At 65.5% G+C, this 16515-nt stretch carries 12 protein-coding genes and 2 pseudogenes; 8 read left to right on the plus strand and 6 right to left on the minus strand.

The genetic code is table 11. The features are described 5' to 3' along the window. Both HNS03_RS09355 and ppsA read right to left on the minus strand, forming a co-directional pair. Positions 1-371, minus strand: a pseudogene (locus HNS03_RS09355) (helix-turn-helix domain-containing protein); the annotation flags it as partial. 217 nt (positions 372-588) lie between these two features. Next, a complete protein-coding gene (ppsA, locus tag HNS03_RS09360) occupies positions 589-2985 on the minus strand; it encodes a phosphoenolpyruvate synthase (protein WP_367194775.1) in 2397 nt (798 codons plus the stop codon). 414 nt (positions 2986-3399) lie between these two features. Here ppsA and HNS03_RS09365 point away from each other — a divergent pair, with 414 nt between their 5' ends. The 3 genes and pseudogenes from HNS03_RS09365 (at position 3400) to HNS03_RS09375 (ending at position 4513) form a co-directional block, all read left to right on the plus strand. After that, positions 3400-3714, plus strand: a complete 315-nt coding sequence (locus HNS03_RS09365) for a helix-turn-helix domain-containing protein (RefSeq protein ID WP_367194776.1) — start codon at positions 3400-3402, stop codon at positions 3712-3714. After that, positions 3715-3888 (plus strand): annotated as a pseudogene (locus tag HNS03_RS09370) (helix-turn-helix domain-containing protein); the annotation flags it as partial. Between the two features lie 79 nt (positions 3889-3967). Next, on the plus strand, positions 3968-4513 hold the full coding sequence (locus tag HNS03_RS09375; RefSeq protein WP_367195057.1) for a TRAP transporter large permease subunit: 546 nt from the start codon (positions 3968-3970) through the stop codon (positions 4511-4513). Between the two features lie 77 nt (positions 4514-4590). Here the strand turns inward: HNS03_RS09375 and HNS03_RS09380 are convergent, their stop codons facing one another. From HNS03_RS09380 to HNS03_RS09395, 4 genes are all read right to left on the minus strand, one after another. Beyond that, complete coding sequence (locus tag HNS03_RS09380) at positions 4591-5931, minus strand: aspartate aminotransferase family protein (RefSeq protein WP_367194777.1); 1341 nt, start codon at positions 5929-5931, stop codon at positions 4591-4593. Between the two features lie 288 nt (positions 5932-6219). Next, a complete protein-coding gene (locus tag HNS03_RS09385; protein ID WP_367194779.1) occupies positions 6220-6648 on the minus strand; it encodes a universal stress protein in 429 nt (142 codons plus the stop codon). 294 nt (positions 6649-6942) lie between these two features. Then, positions 6943-9561: a TRAP transporter permease gene (locus HNS03_RS09390; protein WP_367194781.1), complete on the minus strand. Its 2619-nt coding sequence runs from the start codon at positions 9559-9561 to the stop codon at positions 6943-6945. A gap of 182 nt (positions 9562-9743) precedes the next feature. After that, positions 9744-10709 carry a TAXI family TRAP transporter solute-binding subunit gene (locus HNS03_RS09395; RefSeq protein ID WP_367194782.1) on the minus strand — a complete coding sequence of 322 codons (966 nt, stop codon included), beginning with the start codon at positions 10707-10709 and terminating at the stop codon, positions 9744-9746. Between the two features lie 295 nt (positions 10710-11004). On the opposite strand from HNS03_RS09395, the gene HNS03_RS09400 reads away from it, so the two are divergent. The 5 genes from HNS03_RS09400 (at position 11005) to HNS03_RS09420 (ending at position 16424) form a co-directional block, all read left to right on the plus strand. Beyond that, positions 11005-12570, plus strand: a complete 1566-nt coding sequence (locus tag HNS03_RS09400) for an MFS transporter (protein WP_367194784.1) — start codon at positions 11005-11007, stop codon at positions 12568-12570. A 206-nt stretch (positions 12571-12776) separates the two neighbouring features. Then, positions 12777-13409: a TetR/AcrR family transcriptional regulator gene (locus tag HNS03_RS09405; RefSeq protein WP_367194786.1), complete on the plus strand. Its 633-nt coding sequence runs from the start codon at positions 12777-12779 to the stop codon at positions 13407-13409. Next, positions 13406-14383, plus strand: a complete 978-nt coding sequence (locus tag HNS03_RS09410; protein WP_367194788.1) for an HlyD family secretion protein — start codon at positions 13406-13408, stop codon at positions 14381-14383. The genes HNS03_RS09405 and HNS03_RS09410 overlap by 4 nt, the downstream gene beginning before the upstream one ends. Next, on the plus strand, positions 14380-15297 hold the full coding sequence (locus tag HNS03_RS09415) for an ABC transporter ATP-binding protein (RefSeq protein ID WP_367194790.1): 918 nt from the start codon (positions 14380-14382) through the stop codon (positions 15295-15297). Before HNS03_RS09410 ends, HNS03_RS09415 begins: the two co-directional genes overlap by 4 nt. Further along, entirely contained in the window at positions 15294-16424 is a 1131-nt protein-coding gene (locus HNS03_RS09420) for an ABC transporter permease (RefSeq protein ID WP_367194791.1), read from the plus strand. Before HNS03_RS09415 ends, HNS03_RS09420 begins: the two co-directional genes overlap by 4 nt. Positions 16425-16515: the final 91 nt, after the last annotated feature.

Below are 16515 nucleotides of genomic sequence, written 5' to 3' on the forward strand. Positions count from 1 at the left end.
GACGGGCCTGCTCCAGCGCGAACATGGTTTTTTTTGAAGCTCAGCCCCTCGCGCCGCAGGAACTGCCAGACGGCATGATGCGAGACCGTCACGCCGTGATCGGCCAACAGCGCCTGCAGCCTGCGCACGCTCAGATGCGGAGTGGTTGCGATCGCCTGCAGAATGAGATCCCGGTGGCCGTCCAGAACGAACCTGCGGCGCGCGCCCATGCGCGAAGGAGCAACCGAGCCGGTCGTTCGGTAGCGCTGGTGCCACTTGACCACCGAAGACACCGCCACATCGAAGCGCTTGGCAACTGAACGCACCGGCTCGCCCCCATGCACCGCGGCCACGACCCGTTCACGAAGATCATTGGAATAGGGTTTGGTCATGCATGCCAGCCTCCACCCAGCAGGCAGCTTGAATCAGATCCAACCCCTCAAGGGAATCCCATTTCCGATTCAAAAACCAAATGACACGCTCTAGAAGCTGTTGCGAACGTCGAATAGGTCTGCGCCGTTGCCGATTTCTTTGCTCGGGCCGGAGCTGGTCGATGCTCGTACGGGGCGTACGGTCGGGGTCGGCGATGAACCGGAGCAAAGAATTCGCCTAACCCGCGCCCCTCGCGTTCCGCTCCGCTTTGGCAACCTCGGTCTTCACCGCCAGGAAACTGTCCGGGCTCACTGAGATGGAATCGATGCCGCACTCGACTAGGAAAGCGGCGAATTCCGGATGATCGCTCGGCGCCTGGCCGCACAATCCGACCTTCGCGCCGGCCTTGTGCGCCTCCGCGATGACATTGCGGATCATCCATTTCACCGCCTCGTCCTGCTCATCGAAGAGGTCCGCCAGCTCGGCGGAATCGCGGTCGACGCCGAGGGTAAGCTGAGTGAGATCGTTGGAGCCAATCGAAAAACCATCGAACCGCTCCGCGAACGCCGATGCGAGCACCACGTTCGACGGGATCTCGCACATCACATAGACCTCCAGCCCGTCCGCGCCGCGCGTCAGGCCGTTCGCCTCCATCACCTGAAGCACGCGGTCGGCTTCCTTGGCGGAGCGGCAAAACGGGATCATGACCACGACGTTCGAAAATCCCATGTCGTTCCGCAGCCGTGCAATCGCCCGACATTCCAGCGCGAAACCCTCCCGGTAACGCGGCGAGTAATAGCGCGAGGCGCCCCGGAACCCGATCATCGGATTCTCCTCCTTCGGCTCGAAGCCCGCGCCGCCGACCAACCCGGCATATTCGTTGGTCTTGAAATCGCTCATACGCACGATCACCGGATCGGGAAAACGAGCCGCCGCGATCCGCGCCAGCCCGCGCGACAAGCGATCGACGAAATATTCCGCCTTGTCTTCGTAGCCTTCGGTGATCTCCTGGATCTGCGCTTTTACCTCCGGGTCCGTCAGCGCATCGAAGCGGACGAGCGCCATCGGATGAACCTTGATGAAGTTGGCGACCACGAACTCCATGCGCGCCAGCCCCACGCCGTCGGCCGGCAACCGCCACCAGCGGAAAGCAGCGCCCGGATTGGCGAGGTTCAGCATGATCTTCGTGTGCGTCTGAGGCACGTGGGAGAGATCCAGCGGCACCTTTTCGAAGGCGGCGAGCCCTTCGTAGACGAAGCCCTGGTCGCCTTCGGCACAGGAAACGGTCACCTCCTGCTCGTCGTGGAGAACACGCGTCGCATCGCCGGTGCCGACGATCGCCGGCAGGCCGAGTTCGCGGCTGACGATCGCCGCATGGGAGGTGCGCCCGCCAAGATCGGTAACGATCGCCGAGGCCCGCTTCATCACCGGCACCCAGTCGGGGTCGGTGGTTCGCGTGACCAGCACCGCGCCATCGACGAAGCGGTCGATCTCGCTGGCCTCTTCGATGACGCAGACCCGGCCGCCGACCACCGCCGAACCGATCGCAAGCCCGGTCGAAAGCGTGCGCCCCTTGTCTCCGATCCGATAGGATGTCAGCGCCTGTCCGGCCTCGCGCGAATGGACCGTCTCCGGCCGCGCCTGGACGATGAAAAGATCGCCGCTGTCGCCGTCGCGAGCCCATTCCATGTCCATCGCGACGCCGTAGTGATCTTCGATCAGACAGGCCCAGCGAGCGAGCGTCAGGATTTCTTCGTCGTCGAGCACGAAAGCCGCCTGTTCGGCCTTCGAGGTCGGCACGTTGCGGGTCGCGGGCTCGCCGGTGCGGCCGTAGATCATCTTGATCGCCTTGGCGCCCTTGGCCTTCTCCACGATCGGCTTGAGCGACGGATTGGAGAGTAGCGGCTTGAAGACCTGATACTCGTCTGGGTCGACCGCGCCCTGCACCACATTCTCGCCGAGCCCCCAGGCGGCGGTGATCAACACGACCTTGTCGAAGCCGGTCTCCGTGTCGATGGAGAACATCACGCCGGAGCCACCGGTGTCGGAGCGCACCATGCGCTGCACGCCGATCGAAAGCGCGACCTTCATATGGTCGAAGCCCTTGACGGTACGGTAGCTGATCGCGCGATCGGTGAAGAGCGAGGCATAGCAGCGCCGGCAGGCGTCGATCAGGGCGTCGTTGCCGCAAATGTTGAGAAAAGTCTCCTGTTGGCCGGCGAAACTGGCATCGGGAAGATCCTCGGCGGTGGCGCTGGAACGAACCGCAACGTCGAGATCCTCGCGCCCCGCTTCGCGCGCGAGCGCGCCGTAAGCCGTCCGGATCTGGTCCGCCGTCGCCTCCGGAAAGCGGCCCTTGAGGAAGGCTTCGCGAATGGTGCGCCCTGCTTCGGCCAGCGACAGAGTGCCAGCCGCATAGGCCGCCAGCGTTCTGGCGATGAGGGGCTCCAGGTCGTTGTGCGCGACAAACGCCCAGTAAGCATCGGCCGTGGTGGCGAAGCCGCCCGGCACGCGAACGCCTTCGGCGGAGAGAGCGGCGATCAACTCGCCGAGGGAGGCGTTCTTGCCGCCGACGCGGGCAACGTCCCCGCGCCTCAGCGCCTCAAATCGCACCACATGAGCTTCGTCCACCATGGCGCTTTCCTCCTGACGCAGCAGAACGTGTTCAGCAATCGTGGCCGGTCTTGGATGGCGCGGCCGATCGAACCACCATGGCGCGAATGATCCACCGAGGGCGTTGATCGGCGTCAACCGAATGCGGGCTACGTGCTTTCGACATTTACGCCCCGCTCTTACGCTGTTGATTATAAATATTTTTTGAATTTCACCTTGGTGGCGCAGGCTCACGGAGAGCTGGCCTCGAAACTCAAATTCGATCCAATCGGAGAAAAGCGCGGACGCGGTGGCAGCGGAGCCTGTTTACCAGGCGGCTGATCCGCCGGGCATCGCCCAACACCTTGCCGCCCCCCTGACGGCGACGTAACCATAGCGCAAGCAGGACTCCGCATCCCGGAATCGGGGTGGAGCAGACAGCACAAGGGATTGGCGGTGGAGAAGCAGCCGCGCGGCATACAGTCGATCGAGGTCGGGGGACGGCTTTTGAACGCGCTGGTGGCGCATGCCCAGCCGATGACCCTCAAAGACCTCGCGGCGGCGGCCGACATGGCACCGGCCCAGGCGCACGGCTATCTGGCGAGCTACCGGCGGACCGGTCTGGTGGAACAGGAAAGCGCCAGCGGACACTATCAGCTTGGGCCCCTTGCCACGCGGCTTGCGACCGCCCGGCTCCTGGACGTGACCAAGACCTTGTCCGCCAACCACGGTCAGTCCCTCAAGGCGGGGCTGGCGGAGAAGGAACGCTAGATGCCGGCCAATTCGGGACGCGGGGTCCGCTCGGTCGAGGTCGGCGCGCACCTTTTGGAAGTGCTGGCGGCAAGCCTCGAACCCTTGATGCTGCGCGACCTTTCCCAGCGCGCCGGCATGGGGCCTGCCCAGGCCCACGCCTACCTGACCAGCCTGCGTAAGCTGGGCCTCGTCGAACAGGAACCGCAGACCACGCGCTACCGACTCGGCCCCGCCGCGCTCGATCTCGGGATCGTCCGCACCCGCAACGTCGATCCGATCCGGCAAGCTCGGCTGGGGCACGCTCTCCACCGCGCTGCGCGACACCACCAAGACCACCGCCATGATCATCTTCGTGATGATTGGCGCCACCGTCTTCAGCGTTATTTTCCGCAAGCTTGGCGGCAGCGACATGATCGAGGACGCCTTCGCCGTCCACGAGGGCAACCCCTGTCTGGTGCTCGCCATGATCATGGGGCTGGTGTTCGTGCTGGGCTTCTTCCTGGAGTGGGTCGAGATCACGCTGGTGGTGGTGCCGATCGTGGCGCCGGTGGTGGCCGGGCTCGATTTCGGCATGGACAAAGACCACACGCTGACCTGGTTCGCGATCGCGCTGTCGGTGAACCTGCAGACCTCGTTCCTGACGCCGCCGTTCGGCTACGCGCTGTTCTATCTCAGAGGCATCGCGCCGCCCGAGGTCACGATCGGCACGATCTACAAGGGCATCATCCCGTTCGTGATCCTGCAGGTCCTGGCGCTGGTCTCGGTGATCGCCTTCACCGCGCTGACGCTCTGGCTGCCGAACTATCTCTCCAACTGACGCAATTTCCGGAGAAAGGGAGAACCGGTCTTCCGCCCGAAATCGCGTGAGAGAAAGGCCCGGCACGGGCCGACAGGTCAGGCGACGGCGGCAAGCGCCGTGTCGAGCGCGCCGGAAAGCTTGTCGACGATCTCGTCGGCCTGAGGCTTGGTCAGGATGAAGGGCGGGGCGATCAGCACATGGTCGCCGTTGACCCCGTCGATGGTGCCGCCCATCGGGTAGACCATCAGTCCGTCGGCCATGGCCGCGCGCTTGACCTGCGCGTTGAGTTTCAGGCCGGCGTCGAACGGCGCTTTCGTCTCCCTGTCGGCGACCAGCTCCAGCCCCAGAAACAGACCGCGACCGCGGATGTCGCCCACGTGCGGGTCCCGGCCGAACCGGTCCAGAAGCTGGGTTTTCAGATAGGCGCCGACCTCGCGCACATTGGCGAGGAGGTCGCGGCCTTCGATCTCGGAGAGCACGGCACGGCCGGCGGCGCAGGCGGTCGGGTGGCCGCCATAGGTGTGGCCGTGCTGGAAGAAGCCGGAGCCGCCTTCGAATACCTCGTAGACGTGATCGGCGACCAGTGTCGCGCCGATCGGCTGGTAGCCGGCGCCGAGCCCCTTGGCGATCAGGATCATGTCCGGCACCACGCCGTCCTGCTCTGAGGCAAACAGCGTGCCCGTCCGGCCCATGCCGCACATCACCTCGTCGAGGATCAGGAGCACGCCGTAGCGGTCGCAGATCTCGCGGATGCGCTTGAAATAGCCCGCCACCGGCGGCACCGCACCCATGGTCGCGCCCACCACCGGCTCGGCGATGAAGGCGGCGACGGTTTCCGGCCCGAGCTCCAGGATCTTGGCCTCGAGCTGGTCGGCGATGCGGCGGCCATAGTCCTCCTCGCTCTCGCCCGGCTCTGCCCAGCGCCAGTAGTGGCAGGCGTCGATATGGTGCATGGCGTCGGTCAAGAGCGGCTCGAACTGGGCGCGGCGCCAGCGGTTGCCGCCGGCCGCGAGCGCGCCGAGTGTGTTGCCGTGATAGCTCTGCCAGCGCGCGATCACGTTGGCGCGGCTCTTTTCGCCCTTCTCCCAGAAATACTGCCGGGCGAGCTTGAGCGCCGCCTCCGCCGCCTCCGATCCGCCGGAGACGAAGTAGACCCGGTTCACGCCGTCGGGCGCGCGGCTTGCCAGGTGCGCGGCGAGCTCCTCCGCCGGCCTGGTGGTGAAGAAGCCGGTGTGGGCGTAGGGGAGCTGATCGAGCTGGGCCTTGATCGCCTCGACGACGGTTGTGTCGGAATGGCCGAGACAGGACACCGCCGCCCCGCCGCAGCCGTCGAGATAGCGCTTGCCGCTCTCGTCGATCACGTAGCAGCCGTCACCGCCGACGGCGACCGGCATCTCGACCTTGGTGTGACGGGGAAAGACGTGGGGAGAGGGCATGGGGTGGCCTTACTGGCTGTCTTGTTGGCGGTTGTGCGAAAAGCCGGTGTGAATGGGCGTTCGAGACCGGGGAGAGCCTCTCCCTTCACTCCGCTCATTCCCGCGCAAGCGGGAATCCATAGGGCCTTTCGAATTTTACTCAGTCGTTGCGGAAGACCTCGTCAATTCTGAGACTGAAAAACATATCCGTGCAGCCGGATCCGCGCGCACTTGTTATGCCGAATGGATTCCCGCTTGCGCGGGAATGAGCGGAGAGAAAAGCATGCTCGGAGGCGAAATGTCAGGCCCTCACTCCCTCACCACCATCACCGACTGGGGGGCGTGGCGGACGACGCGGGCGGCGTTAGGGCCGAGCAGATAGTCCTTCAGCTCCGGCCGGTGGGCGCCGATCACGATCAGGTCGGCCTGCAGTTCCTTGGCCGCGTGCAGGATCTCCTCGTAGATCGAGCCATGGGCGATGTGGCCGACCGCGTTGATCTCCGGTCCAAGTTCGGCGTCCAGGAAGACGCCGAGATCGGTCTTCGCCTTGTCCAACGCCTTTTCCTCAAAGCCGGAGGGGAAAAAGCCCCCGACGATCGACATCCCGAAATTCGGCACCACCGAGATGACGTGCAGCTCGGACCCGAAGGTCTGCGCAATCGCCGCGGCGGTGGCCAGCGCCTTCTTGGCCGTCGTGGCGTCGTTCAGGTCGATCGGAAGCAGGATCTTCTTGTACATGCCGGTCTCCTCCGGACTCAGGCAGGTTTTAGGTCATGAACTCACAAATCCGGACGGTCCGGGCGGAGGCGATTTGGTCGAATTCCAGGAGCAAGAGCGCAGGAAACCCGGCCGGTTTTCAAGATTTTGCGACGCAGCAGTCGGGCAAATCGACCCGCTCCTTCGGACGCCGAAACGGTTTCGACCTGCTTCGTCGACCCGCTCGGACGGGGGAAAGACCCCGCCCTTCGCGGCTCTCCTGGCATCTCTTTGCCGTTTCAGGCGCCGGAACATTCGCATTTATGAGTCCATGACCTAGAACGCCGGAACGGTCTGGCGGCGGCGCTGGGACCACACCACCACCACCAGAAGCAGGACCGCCGGCAGGTAGAAGATCTCGCGCGGCATCCGCTCCGCCGGGGTCGCCACGCTCTCCACCACCACCGGCTCGTCGGCGTAGAAATCGAGTTCCTGGGCCAGCCGGAAGAACGGCGTGCCGGGGAAAGGCTCGTCCAGCGTCATCCGGTCGCCGTCCGGGAACAGGGTCAGGCCCGCCTGATCCAACCGGTCCGCGCCCGGTCCCGGTGCTCCGAGCGGCACCATGAAAGTCTTGGTAATGCGCTCGTCCGGATTGTTGAAGTCGGTCCCCTCGATGGTCATGCGCAGCCGGGCGTCCGCCGGCAGCGAGGTCGCCACCTGCTCCACCTGGGTGCCGGGCGAGACGTCGTAGGGTGCCTGCACCTGGTCCAGCCAGAAGCCCGGCCTAAACAGCGTGAATGAGATCAAAAGCAGCGCCACCACCTCCCACCAGCGGGTGGGGGTAAGGAAGTAGCGCTGGGTGGCGGCGGCGAACAAGAGCATCGCCACCACCGCGACGATGAACTGAACCACCGCCTCCAGCGGCCCCACCCCGATCAACAGAAGCTGGGTGTTGAACAGGAACAGGAACGGCAGCAGCGCGGTCCGGATATCGTAGGTGAAGCCTTGGATACCGGTCTTGATCGGATCGCCGCCGGAGATCGCGGCGGCCGCGAAGGCGGCAAGGCCCACCGGTGGCGTGTCGTCGGCCAGGATGCCGAAATAGAACACGAACAGGTGGACCGCCACGAGCGGCACGATCAGCCCCTGCTGGGCGCCGAGCGTCACGATCACCGGTGCCATCAGCGAGGACACGACGATGTAGTTCGCCGTCGTCGGCAACCCCATGCCGAGGATGAGGCTCATGATGGCGACCAGGATCAGCATGACCATCAGGTTGCCGCCGGAGACGAACTCCACGAATTCGCCGATCACCTGGTGGGCGCCGGTGAGCGAGATGGTGCCGACGATGACGCCCGCCGCACCCGTCGCCACCGCGATCGCGATCATGTTGCGCGACCCGGCGATCATGCCGGCGAGCCATTCGTGAACGCCGCGCATCGCCTCGAAGCCGAGATTGCCGGTGCCGCGGAAAAGCGCCTTCAGCGGATGCTGGGTCAGCGCGATCGCGATCATGGCGATGGTTGCGTAGAAGGCGGAGAGGCCCGGCGACAGCCGCTCGATCATGATGCACCAGATCAGGATCACGATCGGCAGCAGATAATAAAGGCCGGTAAGCGCAACCTCGCCAGCGCGCGGCAGCTCCTGAAGCGGGGCGTTGGGGTCGTCGACCTCCAGATCCGGCCGCTGCGCCGCAATCCACAACAGGATGAGGTACGCCACCGCGAAGATCAGCGAGGCCGCCCATAGCCCCATGCCGGGGAAGACGTCCCGCACCCAACCTAGCCCGTAGTAGACGACACCGGCCAGCACGGCGAGGCCCAGGAACCCACCCAGGAAGCCCATCAGCCGGGTCATCAGCCGCATGTGGCTGGGCGGGCGCTTCATGCCGGCAAGGCCCAGCTTCAGGGCCTCAAGGTGCACGATATAGACCAGCGCGATGTAGGAAATCAGCGCCGGTAGCACGGCGTTTTTGATGAGCTCGGTATAGGGCGTGCCGGTAAACTCGGAGATCAGGAAGGCCGCCGCCCCCATGACCGGCGGGGTGAGCTGGCCGTTGGTGGAGGAGGCCACCTCGACCGCGCCGGCCTTTTCCGGCGGAAAACCGGTCTTCTTCATCAAGGGGATGGTGAAGGTGCCGGTAGTGACCGTGTTGGCGATGGATGAACCGGAATAAAGCCCGCTCATGGCCGACGCGACGACGGCCGCCTTGGCCGGACCGCCACGCAAATGGCCCAGAAGCGCAAAGGCGATCTTGATGAAGAAGTTGCCCGCGCCGGCCTTTTCCAGGATCGCGCCGAACATGACGAACAGGAAGATCATGGTGGCGGAGACGCCAAGGGCGACGCCGAACACACCCTCCGTCTGCATCCAGTAGTGCCACATGGCCTTGCCGTAGGAGGCGCCCTTCCATTGCAGGGTGCCCGGAATCCAGTCGGCATCGCCGAAGAACACGTAGAGCACGAAGACGGAAGCCACGATCAGAAGCGGCAGACCGAGCGACCGGAACACGGCAACGCCGAGCACGATCATGCCGACGGTCGACATGATCAGATCCCAGTCGGTGGGAAGCCCGGCCCGGTCGGCAATCTGGTTCTTGAAGACAAAGAGATAGAGACAGGCCGTCGCCCCGAGCGCGGCCAGGATCCAGTCATACCAGGGGATCTTGTGGCGCGAGGCCGACTTGAAGAGCGGATAGGCGAACGCCGCCAGCACCAGCGCGAACGCGAGATGGACGATGCGGATTTCGGTGTTGTTGAGAACGAGGGGCAGGCCCGACAACCGTGCCACGATGAACGGAACCGGCGAAGCCACATAGAGCTGGAAGAAGGCCCAGACCAACGCGATGCCGGGAATCAGCCAGCGCTGCCAGCCCTCGGGGGATCGCGCACCGGTATCGGTCGCGGCGACGAGGGACTCCGCGTCGACGCGATGGGTGGGTTGATCGACCGCCATGGCCGCGCCCCTCGTATCTGGAAGGTTATGTATCGTTTATCGTTGGGATCCCACCTCGAAGGATGCGATCCTTAAAAAGAAAACGGGCGCGGTCTCGGATTTTGGCGAGGAGTGGGATGCGCTCGGAAAACCGGCATCCCCTTTCCCTCATCCCGCTCCAAAGCCGCGCCCGCCGAGCCGGATTACATCCAGCCGCGCTCTTGGTAGTATTTCTTCGCCCCGTCATGCAGCGGCGCGGAGAGACCGTCCTTGATCATCTGCTCCTCCTTCAGGTTGGCGAAGGCGGGATGCAGCTGCTTGAACTGGTCGAAGTTGTCGAACACCGACTTCACCACGACGTAGACCACCTCGTCGGGAACGTCGGAGGACGTGATGAAGGTGGCGCCGACGCCGAAGGTGGTGGTGTCGTCCGGATTGCCCTTGTACATGCCGCCGGGAATGGTGGCGACGCGGTAATAGGGATTCTCCTCGACCAGCTTGTCGATCGGCTCGCCCTTCACGTCGACCAGATCAACGTCGCAGGAGTTGACGGCTTCCTGGATCGCCGCGGCGGGGTGACCGACGGTGTAGATCATCGCGTCGATGTTGCCGTCGCACAACGCCTGGGCCATCTCGGAGCCCTTCAGCTCGGTGGCGAGCGAAAAGTCGCCCATCTCCATGCCGAAGGCGTCCATGACCACTTCCATGGTCGCGCGCTGGCCGGAGCCCGGATTGCCGACGTTGACGCGCTTGCCCTTCAGGTCCTCGAAGCTCTCGATCCCGGAATCACCGCGAACGAGCAGGGTGAACGGCTCCGGATGCACCGAAAAGACCGCGCGCTCCTTCTCGAACGGTCCCTGGTCCTCGAACTTCGAGGTGCCGTTGTAGGCGTGATACTGCCAGTCGGACTGGGCAACGCCGAACTCCAGTTCGCCGGCGCGCACGGTGTTGATGTTGTAGACCGACCCGCCGGTCGATTCCGCCGAGCAGCGGATGCCATGTTCTTTTCGGTCCCGGTTGACCAGACGGCAGATCGCACCACCGGTCGGATAGTAGACGCCGGTCACACCTCCCGTTCCGATCGAAATGAACTGCTGATCTTGGGCCGATGCAGCGCCGGCGGCGGCAAAAAGCGCGGTCGCGGCAAGCGCCGCAATTGTGCGTTTCATCGATTGGCTCCCTTTGGAATAGTGGTTTCGTCGCCGGTGAGCCGGCGGAATATCCCTCCGGCCCGGAAGGGTATACCAGCTATCCTTGCCGCGTAAGTCAATCACAACCCGATGAAAGTTTCGGTGAGTGCTTCGCGGGGCGCGCCATGCGGGGGCCACAAAAGCCGAAAATACGACGCTCCGGCGCAGCCGATCGGCCGCTTGCGAGGCGCCCTCTTTATGCCAGCCGTTCGCCGCGCCAAACTGGACGTTTTCCGGCAACCGCCTCAGCGGTCCGGTCTTTTTCAGGATTCTCATGACGATCGGACCGCTGCTTTCGAAGACGTTGCTTCCTGCCCGCGCGGAGCTTCAGCCCTGCCCGGAGGCGCTGAAGCCGGCGCTGATCGCCGCGTCGGCGATCGCCGCAGGGACGATCTTCCTCGATCCCTTCGCCATCGCGATCGCCATTCCGGACTTGCGGCTCGCTCTCGGGCTTCCTTTCGCCGGCGCCCAGTGGCTTCTGATCCTGCATCCGCTGCTCCTCGCCGCCGGGCTGATCCTCGGGATCGGCCTTGGCCAAGCTTATGGGCGCTGGCGCATGCTGAGCCTCGGCCTGGCCGTCGGCGGCGTGGCGGCGCTGATTGCCGGGCTGGCGCCGGGGAGCGAGTTCGTGGTCGCCGCCCGGGCGCTGCAAGGCATGGCGGCCGCCGTCGCGCTGCCGGCCACGCTCGCGCTGATCGCCGTCAACCTGCCCAAGGCGGAGCGCGCACGCACCGTGGAACGATGGTCGCTGGGAGCGGCGGCAACGGTGGCAGCCGGCATCGTGCTGACGAGCCTTCTGGTCTGGCTGTGGTCGTGGCGCGGGGCCTTCCTTCTGGAAGCCGTGCTTGCGTTTGGATGTCTCGTCCTCATGCGCCTGCGCGTGCCGATCGATTTTCCGGAGCTGATCGAGCCGCGCCTCGACCTTGTGGGCGCAGTGCTCTTCGCTCTTGCCGGCGCCCTGGTGGCCTTCGCGCTCACGATCTCCTCGGCCGGGGTCGGCGTCGGCGTTGTGGTGTCGTTCCTGGTTGCCGGGCTGGTCGGCTTTGGGCTGTTCGCACTGTGGGAGACGACCATGGCGACGGTCCCGATGGTCGCGACGGACGTGTTCGCCTCGATCCGCTTTCTGGTTGCCACCGGGCTCGCGGTACTTGCCCATCTGGGCCTCGCCGGGTGCCTGCTGCTCGTCCCGATCGCGGTCATCGACGGCGGAGCCGGATCGCCCCTCGCAACGGCGGCTGTCTATCTCGCCTTCCTGGCCGGGCTGATGGGAAGCAACCGCCTCACCGAACCGACCGAGGACCGGATTGGCCCCGCTGCCGCGGTCGCCGCCGGCTATGCGCTTGCCGCCGGCGCCCTGCTTGGGCTGTCCGCAGCGGTGGCGAGCGGACGAGTCTGGCTCGCGGCCGTCCCGACGGCGCTCCTGCTCGGGATCGGCATCGGGGTCGCCGTGGCGATCCTTCTGCGCCGCGCCTTGGAGAGCACGCCCGTCCGCCACCGGGCTGCCGCGGCCGCCGGGCAGAACGTGGTGTTCCGGCTCGCCGGCGCGCTGTCGCTGGCGCTGATCGGTGCGGTCGCGGGATTTGCCTATCGCGACGTGGTGGTCGAACTCGCCCCTTCCGTCGCCAGCGTGTTCCACGGCCGCGATTTCGCCGCCCCCGTGAATCCGCTGCCGGAACTCCTGTCGATCCGCGCCACCGCCATTCGACTGACCTTCGCTCGCGTCGGCGTGCTGGGCGCCTGCGGCTTGGGCCTGGCAAGCGTCATCGCCCTGTTCGCCCTGCCACAGGAAAGCGGACAGTCCGCGACGGGTCCCCAAGTGCGCAACGGCCGGAGCCGATAGGGCGCAGACGGCGCCACGCATCGGCCTCGTGTCGCTTGCAGCCTCCTTGGCACCCGGCACGCTTGCATGCGGTCGTGGCGTGGCGGCTTGGTGTTCCTTGAGGCCCGCCGCACCATTTTCATCGACGCGAATGGAACGGAATATCTGGACGTGGGGATGAGAACGGCTTAATTAATAACTGACTAGTCAGTTATTAAGAGTGCGCCATGTCCGAAGGGCCCAAATTCCGCCGCCGCAAGGAAGCCCGCCCGGCGGAGATCCTGAACGCCGCTCTGGACGTGTTTTCGGAGAAGGGCTTCGCGGCCGCGCGCCTGGACGAAATCGCCAAGCGTGCCGGACTCTCGAAAGGGACCCTCTATCTCTATTACGCGACCAAGGAAGAGCTTTTTTCCGCCGTCATCACCCAGGCGATCGCACCGGACCTTGGCCGCATTCGAAGCGAAGCCACGGCGGTGGTTCCCTTTTCCGTGTTCGTGCGCGCCTTCCTGCTGCAGCTCGCCACCCGCGCCCGGAGCGGTCGGATCGCGCCGATCGCCAAGATGGTGATCGCCGAAAGCCGGACCTTTCCCGACCTCGCCCGCCATTGGCACGACCAGGCCGTGCGCCCGATGCTCGATTTCGTTGCCGGCGAGGTCGAAGCCGCCCAGGGCCGCGGCGAAGTGCGGCCCGGCGACCCTTTCCTCTATGCCCTTCAGATCGTGGGTCCGTTCATTCTCGGCATACTCTGGACCGAGACGTTCGTTCCGATCGGGGCCGAGTCGGTCGAATTCGAGCGCCTCGTCGACCAGCATGTGGCGACCCTGCTAGCCGGCCTCATGGGTACGGAGATCGCGTCATGAAGCGAGCCCCGATCGTTCTCGTCGCCCTCGCCGCCGTTACGGCCGGCGCGATCTACGCCTGGCAGGCGCGGACGCCGGAGGAGATCGCCGTCCTCTCCGGCTATGTAGAAGGCGAAGCGCTCTATTTCGCCGCCCCGGTGTCCGCTTCGCTGCGTACTCTCGACGTGGACGAGGGCGACCGGGTGGACGCCGACGCCCGACTGTTTGCCATCGACCCGGCGACGCTTGAAGCCCGGCGCGATCAGGCGCGCGCCAATCTGGAGGCGGCCGAGGCGAGGCTCGCGGACGCCCGCAAGGGCGAGCGCCCCATCGAGCTCGCCGTGATCCAGGCGCGCAAGCAGGCCGCGGAAGCCAACCTGACCCAGGCGGAGGCCACCTTGAAGCGGGTCAAGCCGCTGGTCGAACGCGGGGTCTCGCCCAAGTCCAACCTCGACGACGCCCAGGCCGCCTACGACGCCGCGCTTGCCAACCGCAACGAGGTGGAAAAGAGCCTGGAGGCAGCCGAACAGGGCGCGCGGGAGGACCAGATCCGCGCCGCCGAAGCCGACGTGAAGCAAGCGACCGCCGCCCTCAAGGAAATCGAGGTCCAGCTCGGCGAGCTGACGCCCAAGGCACCCGGTGCCGGCCGGATCGAAGACGTGTTCTATCGTCCCGGCGAATGGGTGCCGGCCAATCAGCCGGTGGTCGCCCTTCTGCCCGACGACCGCGTTCGCATCCGCTTCTTCGTGCCGGAGGCGGAAATCGTGCGCTACCAGCCCGGCAAGACGGTCCGCTTCGGCTGCGACGGCTGCGGCGGCCCGCTGAGCGCCACCATCAGCTACGTCAGCCCGCGCGCGGAATACACGCCACCGGTGATCTACAGCCGCTCCAGCCGGGAGAAACTGGTCTTCCTCGTCGAAGCGCGCCCGGACGACCCGACCGCGCTCGCCCCCGGCCTGCCCGTCGACGTCACACCGCTCGAGGGGACGCCATGACCGTCGCGATCGACGTTCACGGCCTCAACAAGAGCTTCGGCGACAAGCACGTCGTGAAGGACGTGTCGATCGCCGTGGAGGAAGGCCACGTCACCGGCTTTCTCGGCCCCAACGGCTCCGGCAAGACCACCACCATGCGCATGCTGTGCGGGCTGCTCACCCCCGACAGCGGAACAGGCACCTGCCTGGGGCTGGACATCCTCACCCAGTCCGGCGCGATCAAACGCCAGACCGGCTATATGACGCAGAAATTCTCGCTCTACGAGGATTTGACCATCGAGGAGAATCTGCGCTTCGTCGCCCGCATCTACGGCATGCACGACCGCGACCGGCGGGTGACGGAAGCTCTGGAAAAGCTTGGCCTGGAAACCCGCCGCCGCCAGCTCGCCGGCACGCTGTCGGGCGGCTGGAAGCAACGGATGGCGCTTGCGGCCGCCGTCTTGCACGAGCCGCGCCTGCTCCTGCTCGACGAGCCCACCGCCGGTGTCGACCCCAAGGCGCGGCGCGACTTCTGGGACGAGATCCACCGGCTCGCCGCCGACGGGCTGACGGTCATGGTCTCCACCCACTATATGGACGAGGCCGAGCGCTGCCACGACATCGCCTATATCGCCTACGGCTCGCTGATTGCGCGTGGCACCGTCGCCGACCTGATCGAAGAAGCCCATCTCGTCACCTTTCGCGGCGAAGGGCCCGGCGCCGACCGGCTCGCCCACGAGCTTCTCGGCAAGCCGGGCGTGGCGACCGCCACTCCGTTCGGCGCGATCGTGCATGTCAGCGGCGAGGACCGCGCCGCGCTGGAAGCCGCGATCGCCCCCTATCGGCATGCGCCCTACACCTGGAGCGAAAGCAAGCCGACCATCGAGGACGTGTTCATCCATCTGATGGACCGCTCCACGGACAATTTCCAATGACGGAGGCTCTCACCCGCGTCCTGGCCGTGATGGCGAAGGAGTTCATCCAGCTCTCCCGCGACCGGCTGACCTACGCGATGATCCTGGCCGTCCCGGTCATGCAGCTTTTGCTTTTCGGCTACGCGATCAACACCGACCCGCGCGATCTGCCCACCGTCGTGCTCGATGCCGACCGCAGCATACTGTCGCGTTCCGTGCTCGCCGCGATCGAAAACACCGGCTACTTCGCCTTCGTGCAAGAGGCCCGCTCGCCGGCCGAAGCCGACAGAGCGATCGAGACCGGCCAGGTCCAGTTCGCCGTCACCATTCCCGCCGATTTCTCCCGCCGCGTAGTGCGCGGCGAAGATCCGGAAATCGTACTGGAGGCGGACGCTTCCGATCCCACCACCGTGGGAAGCGCGCTCGGCGCGCTGGCCGGCGTGGAAAGCCAGGCGCTGACCCACGATCTGCGAGGGCCGCTCTCCGCCTCCAAGGGCGGATCGCCCTCCTTCCAGATCGTCGTTCACCGCCGCTACAACCCGGAGAACATCACCGCCTACAACATCGTGCCCGGCCTGCTCGGCATCGTGCTTTCCATGACGCTGGTCATGATGACCGCCCTGTCGCTCACCCGCGAGCGCGAGCGCGGCACCATGGAGACACTGCTGGCCACGCCGGTACGTCCGTTGGAGGTGATGGCCGGAAAGCTGGCGCCCTATGTCGGAATCGGGCTGATCCAGACGCTTCTGATCCTGGTGCTCGCCCGCATCCTGTTCGACGTGCCGCTGTCCGGCGGCTGGTCGGCGCTCGCCACCGGCGTGGCGCTTTTCATCGTCGGCAGCCTGTCGCTCGGTTTCTTCTTCTCAACCCTTGCCAAGAGCCAGCTCCAGGCGATGCAGATGTCGGTGTTCTACCTGCTGCCATCGATCCTGCTGTCCGGCTTCATGTTTCCGTTTCGCGGCATGCCGGAATGGGCGCAGGTGATCGGGACGGCGATCCCCGTCACCCATTTTCTGCGCGTCGTCCGTGGTACGCTCCTCAAAGGCGTTGGCTTCCCCGAACTCTGGCCGAGCCTGATTGCGCTGGTGATCTTCGTGACCGTCGTGACCACGCTCGCCATGACGCGCTATCGCACCACGCTCGACTGAATCGGGAATTTTCGAAGCGCGCACAACAATTTCGACACTGTCCGGCTTGCGCCCGGCGCCGCTTCGCGCCACGCTGCGCGCTTAAAATGGA

The sequence above is a fragment of the Amorphus sp. 3PC139-8 genome (assembly GCF_040750475.1).
In the GTDB taxonomy this organism is placed as follows: Bacteria; Pseudomonadota; Alphaproteobacteria; order Rhizobiales; family Amorphaceae; genus Amorphus.

Coding starts and splice junctions, on each gene's coding strand:
- HNS03_RS09415 (WP_367194790.1), top strand. CDS start 14,380: ATGACCGTCGCGATCGACGTTCACGGCCTCAACAAGAGCTTCGGCGAC.
- ppsA (WP_367194775.1), bottom strand. CDS start 2,985: ATGGTGGACGAAGCTCATGTGGTGCGATTTGAGGCGCTGAGGCGCGGG.
- HNS03_RS09410 (WP_367194788.1), top strand. CDS start 13,406: ATGAAGCGAGCCCCGATCGTTCTCGTCGCCCTCGCCGCCGTTACGGCC.
- HNS03_RS09420 (WP_367194791.1), top strand. CDS start 15,294: ATGACGGAGGCTCTCACCCGCGTCCTGGCCGTGATGGCGAAGGAGTTC.
- HNS03_RS09380 (WP_367194777.1), bottom strand. CDS start 5,931: ATGCCCTCTCCCCACGTCTTTCCCCGTCACACCAAGGTCGAGATGCCG.
- HNS03_RS09405 (WP_367194786.1), top strand. CDS start 12,777: ATGTCCGAAGGGCCCAAATTCCGCCGCCGCAAGGAAGCCCGCCCGGCG.
- HNS03_RS09385 (WP_367194779.1), bottom strand. CDS start 6,648: ATGTACAAGAAGATCCTGCTTCCGATCGACCTGAACGACGCCACGACG.
- HNS03_RS09395 (WP_367194782.1), bottom strand. CDS start 10,709: ATGAAACGCACAATTGCGGCGCTTGCCGCGACCGCGCTTTTTGCCGCC.
- HNS03_RS09400 (WP_367194784.1), top strand. CDS start 11,005: ATGACGATCGGACCGCTGCTTTCGAAGACGTTGCTTCCTGCCCGCGCG.
- HNS03_RS09390 (WP_367194781.1), bottom strand. CDS start 9,561: ATGGCGGTCGATCAACCCACCCATCGCGTCGACGCGGAGTCCCTCGTC.